This window comes from Allonocardiopsis opalescens (assembly GCF_003002095.1).
In the GTDB taxonomy this organism is placed as follows: Bacteria; Actinomycetota; Actinomycetes; order Streptosporangiales; family Streptosporangiaceae; genus Allonocardiopsis; species Allonocardiopsis opalescens.
Genome location: NZ_PVZC01000002.1, coordinates 64,664 through 81,652, shown reverse-complemented (window position 1 = coordinate 81,652; position 16,989 = coordinate 64,664). Strand labels below are relative to the sequence as shown.

General features: G+C 71.0%; 19 protein-coding genes and 2 tRNA genes. 11 read left to right on the top strand and 10 right to left on the bottom strand.

Annotated features, from left to right (window positions below):
- Positions 1-551 precede the first annotated feature (551 nt).
- Complete coding sequence (locus CLV72_RS07115; RefSeq protein WP_146159374.1) at positions 552-1,244, bottom strand: hypothetical protein; 693 nt, start codon at positions 1,242-1,244, stop codon at positions 552-554.
- On the bottom strand, positions 1,205-1,465 hold the full coding sequence (locus CLV72_RS07110; protein ID WP_106241800.1) for a hypothetical protein: 261 nt from the start codon (positions 1,463-1,465) through the stop codon (positions 1,205-1,207). Before CLV72_RS07110 ends, CLV72_RS07115 begins: the two co-directional genes overlap by 40 nt.
- Positions 1,466-1,501: 36 nt before the next feature.
- Between CLV72_RS07110 and CLV72_RS07105 the strand changes: the two genes are divergently transcribed.
- Together CLV72_RS07105 and CLV72_RS07100 are read left to right on the top strand one after the other, a co-directional pair.
- Positions 1,502-2,092: a TetR/AcrR family transcriptional regulator gene (locus tag CLV72_RS07105; RefSeq protein ID WP_106241795.1), complete on the top strand. Its 591-nt coding sequence runs from the start codon at positions 1,502-1,504 to the stop codon at positions 2,090-2,092.
- 770 nt (positions 2,093-2,862) lie between these two features.
- A complete protein-coding gene (locus tag CLV72_RS07100; RefSeq protein ID WP_281262397.1) occupies positions 2,863-3,108 on the top strand; it encodes a site-specific integrase in 246 nt (81 codons plus the stop codon).
- A gap of 936 nt (positions 3,109-4,044) precedes the next feature.
- Here CLV72_RS07100 and CLV72_RS07095 read toward each other — a convergent pair.
- A tRNA-Arg gene (locus CLV72_RS07095) sits at positions 4,045-4,117 on the bottom strand.
- A gap of 584 nt (positions 4,118-4,701) precedes the next feature.
- On the opposite strand from CLV72_RS07095, the gene CLV72_RS07090 reads away from it, so the two are divergent.
- Positions 4,702-5,670, top strand: coding sequence for a D-alanyl-D-alanine carboxypeptidase family protein (locus CLV72_RS07090; protein WP_245929962.1), 969 nt, complete (start codon positions 4,702-4,704; stop codon positions 5,668-5,670).
- 70 nt (positions 5,671-5,740) lie between these two features.
- Here the strand turns inward: CLV72_RS07090 and mscL are convergent, their stop codons facing one another.
- The 3 genes from mscL to CLV72_RS07075 all read right to left on the bottom strand — a co-directional run bounded on the left by mscL (position 5,741) and on the right by CLV72_RS07075 (position 7,787).
- Positions 5,741-6,151 (bottom strand): large conductance mechanosensitive channel protein MscL, encoded by a 411-nt coding sequence (mscL, locus tag CLV72_RS07085; RefSeq protein WP_106241788.1) that lies wholly within the window; start codon positions 6,149-6,151, stop codon positions 5,741-5,743.
- 90 nt (positions 6,152-6,241) lie between these two features.
- Positions 6,242-6,910, bottom strand: coding sequence for an SAF domain-containing protein (locus CLV72_RS07080; RefSeq protein WP_106241784.1), 669 nt, complete (start codon positions 6,908-6,910; stop codon positions 6,242-6,244).
- A 274-nt stretch (positions 6,911-7,184) separates the two neighbouring features.
- The gene (locus CLV72_RS07075; RefSeq protein ID WP_106241780.1) at positions 7,185-7,787 is read right to left on the bottom strand and encodes a TetR/AcrR family transcriptional regulator; all 603 of its coding nucleotides are present in this window, start codon (positions 7,785-7,787) and stop codon (positions 7,185-7,187) included.
- 86 nt (positions 7,788-7,873) lie between these two features.
- On the opposite strand from CLV72_RS07075, the gene CLV72_RS07070 reads away from it, so the two are divergent.
- Positions 7,874-8,776: an SDR family NAD(P)-dependent oxidoreductase gene (locus tag CLV72_RS07070; RefSeq protein ID WP_106241776.1), complete on the top strand. Its 903-nt coding sequence runs from the start codon at positions 7,874-7,876 to the stop codon at positions 8,774-8,776.
- Between the two features lie 102 nt (positions 8,777-8,878).
- Here the strand turns inward: CLV72_RS07070 and CLV72_RS07065 are convergent, their stop codons facing one another.
- Both CLV72_RS07065 and CLV72_RS07060 read right to left on the bottom strand, forming a co-directional pair.
- Positions 8,879-9,250 carry an FmdB family zinc ribbon protein gene (locus CLV72_RS07065; RefSeq protein WP_106241772.1) on the bottom strand — a complete coding sequence of 124 codons (372 nt, stop codon included), beginning with the start codon at positions 9,248-9,250 and terminating at the stop codon, positions 8,879-8,881.
- 219 nt (positions 9,251-9,469) lie between these two features.
- Complete coding sequence (locus tag CLV72_RS07060; RefSeq protein WP_170140935.1) at positions 9,470-10,057, bottom strand: 5-formyltetrahydrofolate cyclo-ligase; 588 nt, start codon at positions 10,055-10,057, stop codon at positions 9,470-9,472.
- A 119-nt stretch (positions 10,058-10,176) separates the two neighbouring features.
- Here CLV72_RS07060 and galU point away from each other — a divergent pair, with 119 nt between their 5' ends.
- From galU to CLV72_RS07025, 7 genes are all read left to right on the top strand, one after another.
- Complete coding sequence (gene galU / locus CLV72_RS07055; RefSeq protein WP_106241769.1) at positions 10,177-11,097, top strand: UTP--glucose-1-phosphate uridylyltransferase GalU; 921 nt, start codon at positions 10,177-10,179, stop codon at positions 11,095-11,097.
- A 54-nt stretch (positions 11,098-11,151) separates the two neighbouring features.
- Entirely contained in the window at positions 11,152-12,369 is a 1,218-nt protein-coding gene (glp, locus tag CLV72_RS07050; protein ID WP_106241765.1) for a molybdotransferase-like divisome protein Glp, read from the top strand.
- Complete coding sequence (gene moaC, locus CLV72_RS07045) at positions 12,366-12,860, top strand: cyclic pyranopterin monophosphate synthase MoaC (protein WP_106241762.1); 495 nt, start codon at positions 12,366-12,368, stop codon at positions 12,858-12,860. Before glp ends, moaC begins: the two co-directional genes overlap by 4 nt.
- Positions 12,857-13,381, top strand: a complete 525-nt coding sequence (locus tag CLV72_RS07040) for a MogA/MoaB family molybdenum cofactor biosynthesis protein (protein WP_106241758.1) — start codon at positions 12,857-12,859, stop codon at positions 13,379-13,381. Before moaC ends, CLV72_RS07040 begins: the two co-directional genes overlap by 4 nt.
- Positions 13,382-13,493: 112 nt before the next feature.
- Entirely contained in the window at positions 13,494-14,111 is a 618-nt protein-coding gene (locus CLV72_RS07035; RefSeq protein ID WP_106241754.1) for a GNAT family N-acetyltransferase, read from the top strand.
- A gap of 453 nt (positions 14,112-14,564) precedes the next feature.
- Entirely contained in the window at positions 14,565-15,206 is a 642-nt protein-coding gene (sepX, locus tag CLV72_RS07030; RefSeq protein ID WP_106241751.1) for a divisome protein SepX/GlpR, read from the top strand.
- A gap of 76 nt (positions 15,207-15,282) precedes the next feature.
- A tRNA-Ala gene (locus CLV72_RS07025) sits at positions 15,283-15,359 on the top strand.
- A gap of 61 nt (positions 15,360-15,420) precedes the next feature.
- On the opposite strand, the gene CLV72_RS07020 is transcribed toward CLV72_RS07025, so the two are convergent.
- Together CLV72_RS07020 and CLV72_RS07015 are read right to left on the bottom strand one after the other, a co-directional pair.
- Positions 15,421-16,779: a tyrosine-type recombinase/integrase gene (locus CLV72_RS07020; protein ID WP_106241748.1), complete on the bottom strand. Its 1,359-nt coding sequence runs from the start codon at positions 16,777-16,779 to the stop codon at positions 15,421-15,423.
- The gene (locus CLV72_RS07015) at positions 16,776-16,967 is read right to left on the bottom strand and encodes a helix-turn-helix domain-containing protein (protein WP_106241744.1); all 192 of its coding nucleotides are present in this window, start codon (positions 16,965-16,967) and stop codon (positions 16,776-16,778) included. The genes CLV72_RS07020 and CLV72_RS07015 overlap by 4 nt, the downstream gene beginning before the upstream one ends.
- Between the last annotated feature and the right edge of the window lie 22 nt (positions 16,968-16,989).

Genomic DNA, 16,989 nt, shown 5'->3' with positions numbered 1-16,989 from the left:
CGGCCGTCCGAGATCAATCCCAAATCAAGCGGCTCCTGTGGCAACCGACGTCCCTGCGTGCCCTCTCCGCAGCAGACGGGATCCGACTCATCAGGTCATCCTGTACTGCGTTCCGGTCGGCCGGACCGTGGTCGCATCTGTGGAAGGCGGCCGTGTGACGCGGGTGGGTGGCACCGTCGCAGGTCGCCATCCGATGCCTGGTCGGGCGTCAGCACTCGCGTCTGCGCGCTGGACCGGCGCGACCGCAGCGGCCGAAGCCGTGGGCGGCCTCCCGGGCGGGGACAGGGCCGGAGCCTGCTCGCCCGGCACGCCCCGGGAGTGCCTGCGGGTGCGAGACGGACGCGTCAACCGCCATGCGGACGACCCGCGGGTCCGGCTCACCCCCCGTGTGCGCGGAGTGGACCAGGTCAGGGCTACGGCCATGGTGTAGTCGATCGATTCACCCCGAGTGCATGGAGCGGACGGTGTACCCGAGCAGCGTGCGGCGCGGGGCGGGGAGAGCCCTGTGCGCGAGGGCCGGGCGGGCGTGGGTGATCGTTGAATCCGGCCGGTCACCGTCGCACCGGCTCCCCTGGGGGCGGGGTGTCGGCCGGGGTGGCGGGTGCGCCGGGGCCGCCGGTACGGATCGCGGTGAGGGTGAGTGCGATGACGTTGACGGTGAGCAGGCCCAGGCCGATCGGTGGGCCGGTCGCGTACTTGGCCACCGATAGCCAGGACTGGGTCACGGTGAGGGTGTGCGGTACGGCGTTCGGGTCGCTGAGGACGGTGTTGAGCATGGCGAACTCCAGGACGTTCTCGATCGCGTCGAGGAGTGGCGAGAGCGGCATGATCCAGACGCAGATCAGGTCGAGTGCGCGCAGCCGGGATCCGGGGGGCTGGAGCCGTGCGTAGATGATGGGGGCCAGGGTGGTGGTCAGCGCGAGGCCGAGGATGAACACGTAGTCCAGGCGGCGGGAGGTGATGAAGGCGTCGAGCGTTCCCTGGGCCTGCATTGTCAGATAGTGGTCGCGCACCGTCGCGCCGTCGAAGGTGAACTGGGCGGCGAAGGACGAGACCGGGTGGCGGGCGAGCGCGAAGCTGTTCGCCACCAGGAGCTGTCCGACGAAGAGCAGGACGAGGCCGATCGGGAGCAGGACCGGGATCCAGTGCGGTGCGGGGCGGCGTTCGAAGACCGCGAGTGCCGCGGGCAGCGGGCGGCCGCCGGTCATCGCGTCGCGAGCCGTCGGACTCGCGGTGCCTGCCACAGCAGCACTCCGACCAGGGCGATGGCGGGGAACAGGCCGAACTGCGTGAGAGCGCGCAGCGCCGGTTCGTCGGTCCATGGGCCGTACACGTGGACGCCGAGCCCGAGGGACAGCAGCAGGTGGGCGGCGCGGAGCCGCCGTCTGTCGGTGACGATCCGGATGAACAGAGGCGGGCGGCGTGCCGTGCCGGGTTTGTGCGGAGAGTACTCTGAACTGGTCATAACTTAGTAATAACTTAGTTATAGGAGCAATGTCCAGTGGTCCAGCCCACGCATTCCCGGCCCGGCCGGGACGCCATGCTCGACGCCGCCCTCGCGCTGCTGCGCGAGCACGGTCCCGAGGCGCTGACGGTGCGGCGGATCGCCCAGGCGGTGGGCGCCTCCACTCAGGCCGTCTACAGCAGCTACGGCGGCAAGCAGGCGCTGGTCGCCGCCCTGTACCACGAGGGTTTCCGCCTCCTGCGCGAACGCTTCGAGCGGGCCTCGCACGCCGGCGGACCGATCGAGCGGCTGCGTCGCATGGGGCAGGAGTACCGCGCCTTCGCCGGGGACGAGACGGAACTGTTCCTGCTCATGTTCGGCCGCTCGGTGCCGCACTTCCGGCCGGACCCCGACGCCCTGGCCGGCGCCTGGCCCGCCTTCCTCGCCCTGGTGGAGGGCGTGCAGGCGGCGATCGACGCGGGAGAACTGAGCGGGGACGCCTACCGGGTGGCCCGCATCCTCTGGCAGGCCGTGCACGGCCTGACGCATCTGGAGATCGGCGGCTACCTGGGACGCGGCCCCGAGGGCGCCGCCCAGTTCGACGACCTGCAGGAGACCATTCTGGCCGGACTGCGCGTGCGCACCTGACCCGGTGCGCGGGCCGCGCGGCCGCCGGTTGAACGCGTCCGCCCTCGTGGTCCTATCGACGTTCCGGCCCTGTCCGCTGAGACGGCATGGGCGGGCGTGCCGCCTCATTGAGGCCATGCTCAAGGACTCATAGAATCCCGAGCGCCGAAACGTCGGCACGTATTGGGCACGACCAGCCCTAGGAAGCTGAATTCTGCCGGACTGAACCGGACTGGCGAGCAAGACTCCTCACAGCATCTGTGTTGTTGAGAGGGTCTTTCGCTGCTACTTGAGGGTGCCCCTGGCAGGAATCGAACCTGCGACGCACGGTTTAGGAAACGATCGGCGTTGTCGGGTGCGGTGGGGTGCTGACCTGTGTGAAAGTGGGGTGTGGGTGGTGGCAACACCAAGAACATTCCGCGCATATTCCGCAGCCCCAGATCGTGCCGTTCTGTTATGCGACCGCACCAAGGGGGCAACCACCAAGGCACCTGAGCCAGCCTAGGAGCCTTCCCCTGCCTTGGTGACCAGCGCCGGAGGGCGACCACCGTCCCGTGCCGTGGTGCTCGATCGCGCGACGGCGCGCAACCAGCAACACCGCGTCATCGCGCCCGGCCGCCCCGTCCAGGTGTTCCGCGACGAACCGCCGCACCTCCCCAACCTGGTCAAGCTCCCCGGCGAACGTCCGTCGGCACACCTGGTATCCAAACGTCTTGCAACGGGAGGAGACCGCAACATTGACTCCCCTACTTATCTGTATAAGTCCTTTCCTGTTTCTATACTGAGGCTGTGTGTCGCGTACAACGTGCGAGCGCATGTCGGCGATCGAGTCGGTCTGGCGGCAGGCGCGGACGCTCGCGCTCACGCCGGCTCAGGTGGCGTCTCCGCTCGGGGCGACGCCGTACGCCCTGCGGCACGCCGCGGTGACACTCTGGCTCAACGGGAGAGTGCCGGCGCCCGAAGTGGCGGACCGGGCGGGCCACTCGGTCAAGGTGCTGCTCGACATCTACGCCGGCTGTCTCGACGGCGAGTCCTAGACGATGAACAGCCGCATTGACGGGGTCCTTGGCGAAGATCGAGACGACGACTGACCGTGTGCGCTGCTCCCCGAAGGCCCCAGGATGCCCCTGGGGCCTTCGCTGCTGTCCGGGCTGACCTGCGCGGACGCCTCGGAATCCATTCCGCTGTTACTAACCTTGGTATCTGTCTCCGCCCATGGTTGACGAGAAGGGGAGCAGAGTGTGATGATCTGGCCAGAACTACGCTGGCGTCTGTTTTGCGTCGTGTTCCGTCCTGGAGGACAACGCATTGCAGGTGCTGCAGTCGCGTCTCCGCAAGATTCGCGAGTGTAGCATTTTGGGCCAGCGACAGACGCATTGAAAGGTGTTCTGTCGTGTCTTTTGCTCTTCCTGTGCTGCTCATGCTCGTGCCGTGGCTCGTACTGGGAGTTATTGCACTACTCCGGGCTCGAACTGAGGACATCCCCGCCGTTATTCGGGCTCTCGCCAGGTGGGGGCGTCGCTGAGCAACATGGTGCTCCGCCGCTTGGGCGGCCTTCATGGCATTTCAGACGACGTCGTCACAGGCCTCGATGGTTGCTAAAGAGCCCGTCAGTTGGTCGGAACCAGGCGCTCCCATCGTCTCGGGTTCGGTCGATCGGGGAGGGGCAAGACGTGGCAGTGACTCAAAAGCTGAGAGCTCGTCCTAAGGACGCGGCGGGAACTTAAGCCCGCATGAGGTGTCGTCTCCTGCGCGGGGAACCTTCACGCCTCCGGCGCTGCCAAGGTCAGGGACACCCTGGGGACGCGCCGCTGTTGCCCGGCTGACCTGCGTGGACGCCTCGGAATCCATGCCGCGCATATTCCGCAAACCCTCGCATCGGACCGCTTCTGGCGGCATCTGGCTGCACACGCACGAAACCCCAGGGACCAACGTATCCGCTGGTCACCTGAGGTTCTGGCTGGTCTGTGGGGTGCCCCCGGCAGGAATCGAACCTGCGACGCACGGTTTAGGAAACCGACGCTCTATCCTCTGAGCTACGAGGGCGTTCGTGGGCCGAGTCTATCGAATCCCGGCCGGGCGGGCGGCTGTGAGCGCCTGCCGTGACCGGCTCAAGTCTGGCACAGGTGGGTGGCGGGTCGCCTGGCTTTTGCGTCCGCGGCTGGGTCGGGGCTGGAGGCGGCGTCGGCGAAGGGCCGGTGGTGCTGACGTATCGGTGGGCCTTGGTGGGTCTGGTCGCGGATCTGGCGCCGTCCGGCCGGTGATTTTGGCGTTTCGTGTCCGGGGTGCGCGGTTCTGGGGTTCGGGCACGGTGCGTATGCGTTTAGCATGGGTCTGCTCGCGGTGGAGGTGACCCGTCTGCGCGCCGCACGATACGTCCCGTGCGTGGCTCCGTACGCTGGGTCGCCCGCTGGGGCGGTATCGCGTCCGGACGAACCGGGAACCGCGTACGATCCACTCGCAAAGTGCGGGCGCGGGCGTGCGCCGAGCCGGTGAGACGTCCCCGGTCGCTCTGCACGACGACGTCCCGCGGAGGGGATTGGGTGTCCATTCGGAGACTGGCGACACGTCTGGTGGTCCTCGGGGCCCTGACGTCGCTGCTCCCCGGTGCCCTCGGTGCCGGCGCTCCGGTGAGCGCCGCGGACCGGCTGAGCGAGCTGCGTGAGAACGCGACCGCCGCCGCCGAGGAGCTGGAGGCCGCGCAGCGGGAGTACCGCGAGCGTGAGCAGAGCCTGGAGGAGGCGCAGGAGCAGCTGGTCGGCACGCTGCACGAGCTGCAGCAGGCCGAGACGCGGCTGACCGAGCTGCGCGAGCCGATCGGGGCGATCGCCAATGCCGCCTACCAGCAGACCGACCTGGGCGGGGTCGCGGGCATCCTGACCTCGTCGGAGTCCGAGGAGGACCTGCGGCTGGCCGCGGACTTCCAGAAACTGAGCGAGAACCAGCAGGCGATGATCGAGGAGGCGGCCGAGCTGCAGGAGCGGCAGCGCGAGCTCGCCGGGGAGGCGCAGGAGCTTCAGGCGAGCACCCAGCTGGAGCGGGTGGAGGTCGACTCGCAGGTCGACGCACTGCGCGAGCAGTCCGAGGCGTCGACGGACGAGCTGCTGGCCGAGCTGGAGGAGCGCGGGCTCAGCAGCGAGCGGTACATGCCCTACACCAACGACTCCTGCGATCCCGGCCTCGCGGCCGAGGCGGACCAGTATCCCAACGGGCTGATCCCCAGCGAATACCTGTGCGAGCTGCACGAAGAGGGCGAGCTGCTGCGCCCGGACGCGGCCGCCGCCTTCATCGAGCTGAACAACGAGTACCTCGACCACTTCGGCGAGACGATCTGCATCACCGACGCCTACCGGCCGCTGTCGGAGCAGCAGTCGGTGTTCTACAGCCGTCCCGGCTTCGCGGCGGTGCCCGGCACCAGCAACCACGGCCTCGGCATGGCGCTCGACCTCTGCGGCGGGATCCAGAACTTCCGCTCGGAGCAGTTCAACTGGCTGGAGGAGCACGGGCAGCGGTACGGCTGGATCCACCCGGACTGGGCGAAGTCGAACCCCTTCGAGCCCTGGCACTGGGAGTTCGTGCCCGAGCAGGCCGACTACTGACCCGTCGTCCGTGGCCGTGCCGGGTCCGGCCCCGCGGCGGCCCGTCGGGGCCGGACCCGGGCGGGCCGGGTCAGGAGGTGATCGCAGCGGCGACCTCGCTGGTGCAGAACTTGCACCGGGTGGCGGCCAGCGGGATGAGGCTCCGGCACTCGGGGCACTCGTGCTCGGTCGCCTCCTCCTTCTTGGTGATCCGCTCCAGAACCTTGGAGATCGGCAGCACCACCAGGAAGTAGATGATCGCGGCCATGATCACGAAGTCGATCAGCGCGTCGACGAAGAGGCCGTACTGGAACACCGCGTCGCCGACGGTGAAGGCCGCCGCGCTGAAGTCGGGGAGGCCGCCCATGAGCAGGGCCAGCAGCGGCGAGATGAAGGCGTCGGTGAAGGACGTGACGAGTCCGCTGAAGGCCGCGCCGATGACGACGGCGACGGCGAGCTGAACGAGATTGCCCTGGAGCAGGAACTTCCGGAAGCCGCTCATGAGGTCGTTCGGCCTTTCGTTTCGGGGAGTCGGGACGCGCGTGGTCGCGTGGGACCGGGGGTACGCGCAGTGGATACGTTGAGATATGAATCAGTTACGTATGGTAACGGAGAGATGGGAGTGGATGGTCTGGGCGGCGAGTTGGGCGGCCTGCTGCGGGGTCAGGGCCAGCACGATCAGCGCTCCGTCGACCGCGTCGGGCTGCGCCTGCGGCACCTCCAGCACGGGCGCGCGCTCGGCGAGCCGTACGGCGGCGCCTTCGGTGGCGTCGCCGGCCGCCAGTAGATCCACCCGCTGCCCGGGGCGGAGCAGCGCGGCGACGCCGCCGTCGGTGAGCCGGACCGGCGCCGCGACGAGGCCGGGACCGAAGTCGTCGGGGTGCGGCCGCGCGTCGAGGCGGGCGTCGGTCAGCACCTCGCCGCGGCGGACCGGCCCGGCGACGCGCTCGCCCGCGCGGCGGGAGCCCGGCCGCAGGGCGCCGTCGGGCAGCAGGGCGGTGGGGACGCGGACCGTGCGGACGGCGCCCGCGGCGATGACCTCGCCGGCCGCGAGATCGCGGTCGGCGGCCAGCACCGCGGCGGTGGGCTCGGGCGGCGGCCGGACCAGGTAGAGGGCGGCGAGCGCGGCGCCGGCGCACAGGGCGGCCGCGGCGGGGCGGCGGTAGCGGGCGACGGTGAGCGCGCCGCGCTGCCATGCGCTGCCGGGCGGCCGGTTCGCGCGGGCGGGACGGGGGCGCGGGGACGGCGGTGTGGTGTGCATGCCGGGACGGTAACGCGGAACGGCGGCCGGCCGCCTCGCACTGTCCACAGGCGCGGGCGCCCGGGCGGAGTTGTCCACAACCGGCGGGTAGCCCCTGGCGGCGGCGGTGTCGGCCGCGAAATTCTGGATGTGGGGTCGTCCCCCCTTGGGAGGGCGGGGGTGTGTGTGGGTGCCTGCGAGGGGAGAGCGCGTGCGGGGGAGAGCGCGTGCGGGGGAGAGCGCGTGCGGGCGGCCGGGGCCGTAGGAGTCGTCCCCGCTTCCGCCGCCCGGGCCGTCAGGCCGTTCCCGCCAGGGCGATCTGGGCGGCGCGGATGGCTACTTGGGGGACGGTCTCCGGGGCGCCGCGGCGGACGGCGGACATGGCGGTGCTGATGACGGCGCCGACGACGGAGCCGATGACGGCGTGGGCGGCGATGTCGTCCAGTTCGTCGGGGAACGCGCGGGCGAGTGTGCCGGCCAGTTCGTCCTGGATGTCGAAGAGGCGGCGCAGCGCGGCGGCGCGCAGGGACGGCTCCTCGGCGACCAGGCGGGCGCGGACGGCGGACAGGCCGGTGTCGGACTCGATGCTCCAGTCGTCGGATTCGAGCAGCAGGCGCGCGCCGCGGAGCAGGACGTCGGCCACGGAGTCGCCGGGGGCGCGGTCCGCGATGGCGGCGTGCAGGGCCTGGAGGCGTTCGGGCTGCTGGGCGAAGACCAGGTCCTCCTTCGCCGGGAAGTAGGTGAAGAAGGTCGCCGGTGCCACCTCGGCCGCCGCGGCGATCTGGGCGACCGTGGTCGCGTCGTACCCCTGCCGGTCGAAGAGGCGCAGCCCCGTCTCGACCAGGGTGCGGCGGGTCCGCGCCTTCTTGCGCTCCCGGAGTCCCTGCGGCTGTTCCATGGCGGCGAGCCTACCGGATCGACCCTGGAAACAGATAAGCTCTAAAAATAGAGTCAATCTGATTTTCGACAGGGAAGAGGTTCGGCATGGAGGACGTAAGGGGCGCGACCGCCTTCATCACCGGCGGGGCGCAGGGCATCGGACGCGGGATCGCCCGGGCCTTCGCCGGCGCGGGCATGCGGCTGGCACTCGCCGACGTCGACGCGGACGCCCTCGCCGAGGCGCGGGCGGAGCTGGCGGAGGTCACCGACGTCGCCGTCTTCGAGTTGGACGTGCGCGACCGCGAGCGCTACGCCGAAGTGGCCGACGCGGCCGAGCGCAGCGTCGGGCCGGTGTCGGTGCTGGTGAACAATGCGGGTGTGGGCGTCGGCGCGCTCCAGTCCATCTCCGCGGAGCTGAGCTACGCCACCTGGGACTACGTCGTGGGCATCAACCTGGACGGCGTCAACAACGGCATCCAGACCTTCCTGCCCCGCATGATCGAGCGGGGCGGGCCCGGGCACGTGGTGAACACATCCTCGGCCGCGGGGCTGGCGGTCTTCCCCGAGCGCAGCTCGGGCTACACCTACCACGCGTCGAAGTTCGCCGTGACGGGCCTGTCGGAGGCGCTGCGGCGCGGCCTGGCCGACGAGGGGCGGCCGATCGGGGTGAGCGTGCTGATCCCCGGCATGGTCGGCACGAAGGTGGGGGAGAACAGCGTGCGAATGCTTCCGGCCGGAGTGGTGTCCGACCGCGAACTGGCCGCGATGAACGAGCTCGCCGAGGCGGGCGACGCGGCGCTGCGCACCTACGGGCGCGACCCCGACGAGGTCGGCGCGATGGTGCTGGCGGGCGTCCGGGCCGACCTGCTCTACCTGCCCACCGACCGGCTCGCCGCCGACGTGGTCGTCAAGCGCGCCGAGGCGCTGGTGGCCGCGATGCCCGCCGAGGAGTCGCGCTATGACAGCGCCCTGGCCGACGCCATGCGGGAGCGGCGGGCCGCGCGCTGAGCGCAGGCGCGCCGGGCCGCGGCCGACCGCTGTGCGGAGTGTCACACCGCCGCGCGGCCGGCGGCGGCGCCACGACGGTGCCCGCGGGCGCCGCCGTGGCGGTCAGGAGACGGGGGCGGCGGGCTTGCTGGACGAAGCGCCCGACGACGAAGACGACGAGGCCGAGGACGAAGAGGACGACGAGGTCGAGGACGCGTCCGAGCCCGAGCTCTCCTTGGCCGAGGACGAGCCGGAGTCCGCGGAGCCGCCGGAGTCCTTCGAGCCGCCGTTGGCCGACGACGAGACGCTGCTGGAGCCGGACCGGCTGTCGGTGCGGTAGAAGCCCGAACCCTTGAACACGATGCCCACCGCGGAGTAGAGCTTGCGCAGCCGCCCCTCGCACTCCGGGCAGGTGGTCAGCGGGTCGTCGCTGAACTTCTGCACGACCTCGAGCTTGGTGTCACATGACGTGCATGCGTACTGGTACGTGGGCACGGACTCCTCCTTGCTGGCACTCGGGCCTCAAGACTGCTAAATCTTACGCACTGCGCGACGCAGGTGCGACATCCGGGCCGCCGGTGCGGACCGCGTCGGCGCACCTCGTCTCCTCCGCGGCTACTCCGCGGCAGGGCCCGAGCCCGGCCCGCGCGGTGCCACGGAGCACAACGGCGCCGCGGCCGCGGACATTTCCGGCGCGGCCCCCGCCGCCGGACCTCAGCCCAGCCGCCGGAAGCCGCCGCCCGGGGTGACCACCGCCGCCACCGGCCGGTCGTGCGGCTCGACCGGCACCTCGTCGACCAGCTCGCCGTCGTAGATTGCGGCGATCGTCAGCGCCCCGGCCGGCATCCGCGCCAGCGCGCGGTCGTAGCTGCCCCCGCCGCGCCCCAGGCGCCGCCCGGCGCCGTCGACGGCCAGCGCGGGCACGATCATCGCGGCCACCCGCCGCACCGCGTCCACGCCGTACCGCGGCCCCGTGGGCTCCAGCGCCCCGGCCGGGCCGGGCGCGAGCGAGTCGGGGCCGTCGTAGGCCGCCCAGTCCAGATCGCCGCCGGGCAGCAGCACCGGCAGCAGGACGTAGGCGCCCCGCTTCCACAGGCCGTACAGCAGCCGGCCCGTCGGCGGCTCGGTGCCCATCGCGCTGAAGGCGGCCAGGGTGCCGCCCATCGTCAGCTCGGGGCGCTCCAGCAGCGTGTCGCGCAGCGCCGAGCCCGCGAAGGACCGCTCCGCCTCGGTCAGCCCCTGCCGGGCCGCCAGCATCCGGCGGCGCAGCGCCGCCTTCGCCGCCGCGCTCTCCGCGCCCACCGCCACCGCGCCTCCCGAGCCCGTCCGCGCCGCCCTGGGCGCGGCGCGTGTGTCGTGTTGCCCACGCTAACCGCGCCGTACCCGTCGTGAGGGCACCACCATGGCCTAAGGTTCCGGGCATGGTGGACTACCAACAGGTTTCCAAGGCCGTGGTTCCCGCGGCCGGGCTCGGCACCCGTTTCCTTCCCGCCACCAAGGCGACGCCGAAGGAAATGCTGCCCATCGTGGACAAGCCCGCGATCCAGTACGTCGTCGAGGAGGCGGTCGGCGCCGGCCTCGGCGACATCCTGCTCATCACCGGGCGCAGCAAGCGGTCCATCGAGGACCACTTCGACCGCGCCTACGAGCTGGAGGAGGCGCTGCGGGTCAAGGACGACCTCGACCGGCTCGCCTCCGTCCGCGAGTCCAGCGAGCTGGCCAATGTGCACTACGTGCGCCAGGGCGAGCCGCGCGGCCTCGGCCACGCCGTGCTCTGCGGCGCGCAGCACGTCGGCGACGAGCCCTTCGCCGTGCTGCTCGGCGACGACCTGATCAGCTCCGACGACCAGCTGCTGCGCCGCATGATCGACGTGCGCAAGCAGCGCGGCGGCAGCGTCGTCGCGCTGATGGAGGTGGAGCCCGAGCACGTCTCCCGCTACGGCTGCGCCGCCATCACCCCCACCGAGGACGACGACGTCGTCACCGTCACGGACCTGGTGGAGAAGCCGGCCCCCCAGGACGCCCCCAGCCGCTGGGCGATCATCGGCCGCTACGTGTGCGACCCGGCCGTCTTCGACGTGCTGCGCCACACCCCGCCCGGCCGGGGCGGCGAGATCCAGCTGACCGACGCGCTCAAGACCCTCAGCGGCCGGGGCCCGGCCGAGGGCGGCCCGGTGCACGGCGTGCTCTTCCGCGGCCGCCGCTTCGACACCGGCAACAAGCTCGACTACCTGCGTACCGTGGTGCAGTTCGCGTGTGAGCGCCCCGACCTGGCCAAGGAGTTCGTACCGTGGCTCCGGGAGTTCCTGGACAGCTACCAGCTGACGGCCGACTCCCGTTAGCGCGCCGGTGCCCGGCGCGGACGGCAGGGTGGACAGGGCGGTAGGGAGCGGGCCATGAAGACGGTCGAACAGCACATCGCGGACATCCTGTCGGTGGTGCAACCGGTGTACCCGATCGAACTCGACCTGCTGCGCGCCTACGGCGGGGTACTGGCCGAGCCGATCACGGCCGACGTGGCGCTGCCGCCCTTCGACAACTCCGCGATGGACGGCTACGCGGTGCGGATGGCCGACGTCGCCGCGGCCGGCCCCGGCAGCCCGGTGAAGCTGCCGGTCGTGGCCGACATCGGCGCCGGCGACGGCGGCGTCTACGCGATCCGCGACGGCATGGCGGCCCGGATCATGACCGGCGCGCCGCTGCCCGCCGGGGCCGAGGCCGTCGTACCGGTGGAGTGGACCGACGGCGGCATCGCCGAAGTGCTGATCAGGCGGGCGCCGCGCCCCGGCAACGCCGTGCGCAGGGCCGGCGACGACGTGCGCCCCGGCACCGTCGTGCTGCGCCGGGGCACCCGGGTCGGCTCCGCCGAACTGGGCCTGCTCGCCTCCGTCGGCCGCAAGGCCGTGAAGGTGCACCCCAGGCCGCGCGTCGTGGTGCTGTCCACCGGCACCGAACTGGTCGAACCGGGCCGGCCCATCGGCCCCGGCCAGATCTGGGAGTCCAACAGCTTCGCGCTCACCGCCGCCGCCATGGAGGCCGGCTGCGCCGGCAGCCGGCACGGCTTCATCAGCGACGACCCCGGCGGCGTGCTCGGCACGATCGAGGACCTCCTCGCCCACGCCGACGTGCTCATCACCACCGGCGGCGTCAGCATGGGCGCCCACGACGTCGTCAAGGACGTGCTCTCGCGGCTCGGCACGGTCAGCTTCGAACGGGTGGCCATGCAGCCCGGCATGCCGCAGGGCTGGGGCACCGTCGGCGAGGCCGGCACCCCGATCTTCACCCTGCCCGGCAACCCCGTCAGCGCCTACGTGTCCTTCCAGCTGTTCGTCCGCCCCGCGCTGGCCCGGCTCCAGGGGCTGGCGCCCGAGCCGCTGCCGTCGGTGCGGGCCCGGCTCACCGCCCCCGTCAGCTCGCCGGAAGGCCGCCGGTCCTACCTGCGGTCCATCCTGGAGTACGGGCCCGACGGCTACGTCGTCGCGCCCGTCACCCGCCAGGGCTCCCACCAGTTCTCGGCGCTGGCCGAGACCAACGCCCTCATCGTGGTGCCCGAGCCGGCCACCTCGATCGGGGCCGACCAGACCGTCGAAGTGATGAAGCTGCCGAACCGATGACCGAACCCCGACTCACCCACCTCGACGCCGCCGGCGCGGCCCGCATGGTCGACGTCTCCGGCAAGGACGTCCAGGCCAGGACCGCCACCGCCAGCGGCACCGTGCTGCTCGCGCCCGCCGCCGTGGCCGCGCTGCGCTCCGGGAACGTGCCCAAGGGCGACGCGCTCGCCGTGGCGCGCATCGCCGGGATCCAGGGCGCCAAGCGCACCCCCGACCTCGTCCCGCTCTGCCACCCCATCGCGATCCACGGCGTGGACGTGGGCCTGGAGGTCACCGACCACGGCGTCTCGATCACCGCCACCGTGCGCACCGCCGACCGCACCGGTGTGGAGATGGAGGCGCTGACCTGCGTGATGACCGCCGCGCTCGGCCTCATCGACATGGTCAAGGCCGTCGACCCCGCCGCCGTCGTCACCGACGTGCGGGTCGAGGAGAAGACCGGCGGGAAGACCGGGCACTGGACCCGCCCCCGAGAGGACCCGGACCGATGAGAGCCATCGCCATCACCGCCTCCAACCGCGCCGCCGCCGGCGTCTACGACGACACCTCGGGACCCCTGCTGGTCCGGCTGCTCACCGAGGCCGGCTGCACGGCCGACGGCCCCCGGGTCGTCCCCGACGGCCCCGAGGTGGCGGCCGAGATCGCCGCCGCGGCCGAGGCCGGCTACGACATCGCCGTCACCACCGGCGGCACCGGCATCAGCCCCACCGACGCCACCCCCGAGGTCACCCGCCCGCTGCTGCGCTACGAGATCCCCGGCATCGCCGAGGCCCTGCGCGCCAAGGGCGTCGAGGCGGGCGTGCCCGCCGCCGTGCTCTCACGCGGCCTGGCCGGAGTCGTCGAGCGCGGCGGCCACCGCACGCTGGTGGTGAACCTCCCCGGCTCCACCGGCGGCGTACGCGACGGCATGGCCGTGCTCGGTCCGCTGCTGGCGCACGCCGTCGGGCAGATGCGCGGCAGAGACCACGAGCGCGGGGCCGCCGCCGACCCACCCCCGGCGGCGGGCGGGTGAATTATCGTTGGCATGTCCCCGCCGGTCCCGTTTCGCCGGTTCCGGCCCGCACCGCGCCCGCCGATCCCGGCGGGCGGTGGCGCGGCCGGGGAAATGGCGGAATCATCGAGGAGTGGATCGATTGCGCGGCTGGCCGGTCACCCTGGAAGAAGGACCGGTGCGCCTGCGACCGCTGCGGATCCGTGACGCGGCCGTCTGGCGCGAGGTCCGGCTGCGCAACGCCGAGTGGCTGCGCCCCTGGGAGCCGACCAACCCCGAGACCCCGCTCTACCGCACCGGCATCACCCCCTACGTCGCCATGGCGCAGGTGATGCGGCGCGAGGCGCGCCAAGGGGTGGCCCTGCCGTGGGTGGTGACCTACGAACGCCAGTTCGTCGGCCAGCTCACCATCGGCGCCATCGTGTGGGGCTCGGCCAGATCCGCCCAGGTCGGCTACTGGATCGACCGCCGCTTCGCCGGGCGCGGCGTCACCCCCACCGCGCTCGCCCTCGCCGTCGACCACTGCTTCTTCCACGTCGGACTGCACCGGATCGAGGCCAACATCCGGCCCGAGAACCTGCCGAGCAGACGGGTGGTGGAGAAGCTCGGCTTCCGGGAAGAGGGGGTACGCCGCCGCCAGCTGCACATCGACGGAGCGTGGCGCGACCACACCTGCTACGCCCTGACGGTCGAGGACGTGCCGACCGGACTCCTCACCCGATGGCGCAACGCACGCGGCGCCCAGACCTGAGCACGCGTTTCGCCAAAAGCGAACGGTGCGGCGAATGTGGCCGAATGGCCGGATCCGGCAGCAACTGGAAGGATCCTTGACCATTCCCTGAGCTCCGTCCCCGGAATCGGGAAATGGCAGCTGAGACCCTACGCAGCAGTAGTTTTCCGCCGCCAAGGGGATCTGCCGGGCACAACGCACGCGTCGCGATCTCGCGACACACCGGGCGCAATGCTCGTCTTCTGCCAACAGCGGGTTTTACCGTGCGGAGCGTGAGCGCGCCCGTGACGGGCCTGGCCGGAGCCTCCGAGCACGGTCGACGCGAGCGGGAACGGCAGTGGTCACGACAGTGCGAAAGGGGACCGTCCGTACCTCGCTGCAACGACGACCTGCCCGTCAGGCCGGACTCCGAGTCCGGAAGCGGATGTGCCACGAACGGTGGCCGGTGCACGAACGGATGCGCGAGGAGGGGCGATGAGCAGCTCTCCGCTCTACCTCGCCATCGTCGCGGTCTGGGCCGTCGTCCTCGTCCCCATGCTGCTGCGCCGCGACGCCGACGGCGAGCGCCGCGTCTTCGGGCTCCGGCTCCGCCGCGGCACCGGCACCGAACTCCACGACACCGAGACCGACGGGTACCCCGCCGACGGTGAGGAGCAGGCCGACGCGACCGACGACGCCGCCGCCGACACGTACCCCGGCGACGGCGCCGCCCACCGCACCGACCGGCGGCCCGCCGACGACGCCGCCTACGCCGAACAGCGCCGCACCAGCCGGGCCCGCGTCATCGCCCGCAGGCGCCGCCGCACCGCCGGCCTGGTCCTGCTGCTCGCCGCCACCGCCGTCGCCGTCGCCCTCGGCGCCGGCCCCTGGTGGGTCCTGGTGCCGCCGGTACTCCTCTTCGCCGGCCACCTCGCCCTGCTCCGCACGGCGGTGCGCGTCGACGCCGAACGCCGCGCCCGTGAGGCCGAGCGCGCCCGCGCCGCCGCCGAAGCCCGCAAGCGTCGCGCCCGCCGGGCCAGGGAGGCCGCCCAGGCCGAGGTCATCGACCTCGACTCCGCCCGCGACCAGCCCTACGACCAGTACGCCGACGCCCAACTGCGCGCGGTGGGGGACTGACCGCCCCCGCCGCGTGCGGCGGAAATCCGGGCGCGTCCACTCTTCGGCGAGTGCTAATCTGGTTCTCGTTGTTCCAGGGGCTGTAGCGCAGTCCGGTAGCGCACCTCGTTCGCATCGAGGGGGTCAGGGGTTCAAATCCCCTCAGCTCCACCAGCAGAAACGGGCCGGTCGCGGTGTTCGCGACCGGCCCGTACAGCTACGGAGTACAGCAACGCTAAGGGCCCGACTCCCTGCGGGGAGACGTCAGGCGGTCCCCCAGCTGCCGCAGGGCTGCGCGGGTCTCCTTGCTGGACACCTCGGCGTAGACCTCCATCGTCACGCTGATCTGGCTATGCCGGAGGACTTGCATGGCCACGCGCGGGTGTACGTCCAGGGCCACCAATAGCGAGGCGCACGTCTTGCGTGTGGTGTGGACCTTGATCCGGCGAACCCCTGCCTTCCGGCAACGAGCCTCGAAGCTCCGGTTGAAGTTCCGAGGCTCGATCGGCCGGCCGGTCCGCGTGGTGAACAGCAGATCCAGCGCCCCCGCCGCCCACTCCGTGGCGTGCTTCCGGGCCCTGTCCTGCTCGGCGAGCCGTAGACGCAGGGCAGCGGCACAGATGTCCGGCAGCGGAAGCGGGGCCTCCGAGGACTCCGTCTTGACCTCCCGGTGCAGCAATTTCCCGTTGACTCGCTGAATCTGCCTTTCCACTCGGAGTTCAACAGAGCGCTCGCTCAGGCACTCAGGACAGAACTGCTTATTGTGATCGTCGCACGGCTCGTTCCATCCGTCCCAGTCGATCGAACTCCTTTGCACTCCTAGTGCCTCACCGCGTCGGAATCCCATCACGAGAATCAAAACGTACGCCGCATAGAATGGGTCGCCTTCGGCACGAGCCGATTCAAGGAACTGACGCGCTTCCTCGACTGACCACGGCTTTTCTTTCCGTCGCCTGCCCTTGGGTACGCGCACGAGGGCGGCGGCGTTTCGCGTGATCAGTTCTTCTCGGATGGCGTTGTTCAGCGAGTTCCGTAGTGTGGTCCATGCGTCGCGAACGGTTCGCGTGGAAATGGGTGTGTCACAGCACCTGCCGATAGCACAGCATCGCTGGTTTTTCTCCGACCGCTGGGCGTCTTTACCCTGAACGCAGCATTGGCACTCTTCGGCGAGCTGATTGATCCACATCTGCACTTCGCGGACCGTCAGCTTGTCGAGTCGCTTCTTTCCCAGCTTTGGGGAGATGTACAGTCGGACGAACATCTCGTAGTTGCTGCTCGTCATCGGAGCCAGGTGCGGCGTGACGACCTCGGCGAGCCAGTACGTGAGGTACTGGGCTAGCGTCGGTATCGACGTGGCGACGGGCCCTGCCTTCGCCTGCTGGTGCAGCTTCAGCCAACGATCGTGGGTCTCTGCCCGTGTTTTTCCGTACACCCACTTCCGCTTTTTCTCTCCCGTGGGCGTAGTGATCCAAACGTAGGCAGCGTAACGGTTGCGGTAGGGGAAGATGGACCCCTCTCCATTCGCGCGCTTCCCCCCGCGCTTTTTGCTCGGCTTCGGCTCGTCGTCCGGAGCGATCGGAGGGGTGCTGTTCATGCAGCTTCCTCGGCTTCCTTCTCAAGCAGGTTGACGTACTCGCGAATGGCGGATGACGGGATAAGGCGAGCGCGTCCCTCCTTGACGCTGCGCAGTCGCCCGGAGTTCATCAATCCGTAGATCTTGCTGCGGCGAAGACCGAGAATCTTCATCGCGTCGGGAAGCCGGTATAGGGTTTCCGTTTCCATGGGAATCGTCTCCTTCGGCTGA

What these genes read in the sequence shown, in the direction of transcription:
- sepX (WP_106241751.1), top strand. Translation starts at nt 14,565, where the DNA reads ATGAGCAGCTCTCCGCTCTACCTCGCCATCGTCGCGGTCTGGGCCGTC.
- CLV72_RS07040 (WP_106241758.1), top strand. Translation starts at nt 12,857, where the DNA reads ATGAGAGCCATCGCCATCACCGCCTCCAACCGCGCCGCCGCCGGCGTC.
- CLV72_RS07080 (WP_106241784.1), bottom strand. Translation starts at nt 6,910, where the DNA reads ATGCACACCACACCGCCGTCCCCGCGCCCCCGTCCCGCCCGCGCGAAC.
- CLV72_RS07015 (WP_106241744.1), bottom strand. Translation starts at nt 16,967, where the DNA reads ATGGAAACGGAAACCCTATACCGGCTTCCCGACGCGATGAAGATTCTC.
- mscL (WP_106241788.1), bottom strand. Translation starts at nt 6,151, where the DNA reads ATGAGCGGCTTCCGGAAGTTCCTGCTCCAGGGCAATCTCGTTCAGCTC.
- galU (WP_106241769.1), top strand. Translation starts at nt 10,177, where the DNA reads ATGGTGGACTACCAACAGGTTTCCAAGGCCGTGGTTCCCGCGGCCGGG.
- CLV72_RS07110 (WP_106241800.1), bottom strand. Translation starts at nt 1,465, where the DNA reads ATGACCAGTTCAGAGTACTCTCCGCACAAACCCGGCACGGCACGCCGC.
- glp (WP_106241765.1), top strand. Translation starts at nt 11,152, where the DNA reads ATGAAGACGGTCGAACAGCACATCGCGGACATCCTGTCGGTGGTGCAA.
- CLV72_RS07020 (WP_106241748.1), bottom strand. Translation starts at nt 16,779, where the DNA reads ATGAACAGCACCCCTCCGATCGCTCCGGACGACGAGCCGAAGCCGAGC.
- CLV72_RS07075 (WP_106241780.1), bottom strand. Translation starts at nt 7,787, where the DNA reads ATGGAACAGCCGCAGGGACTCCGGGAGCGCAAGAAGGCGCGGACCCGC.
- moaC (WP_106241762.1), top strand. Translation starts at nt 12,366, where the DNA reads ATGACCGAACCCCGACTCACCCACCTCGACGCCGCCGGCGCGGCCCGC.
- CLV72_RS07070 (WP_106241776.1), top strand. Translation starts at nt 7,874, where the DNA reads ATGGAGGACGTAAGGGGCGCGACCGCCTTCATCACCGGCGGGGCGCAG.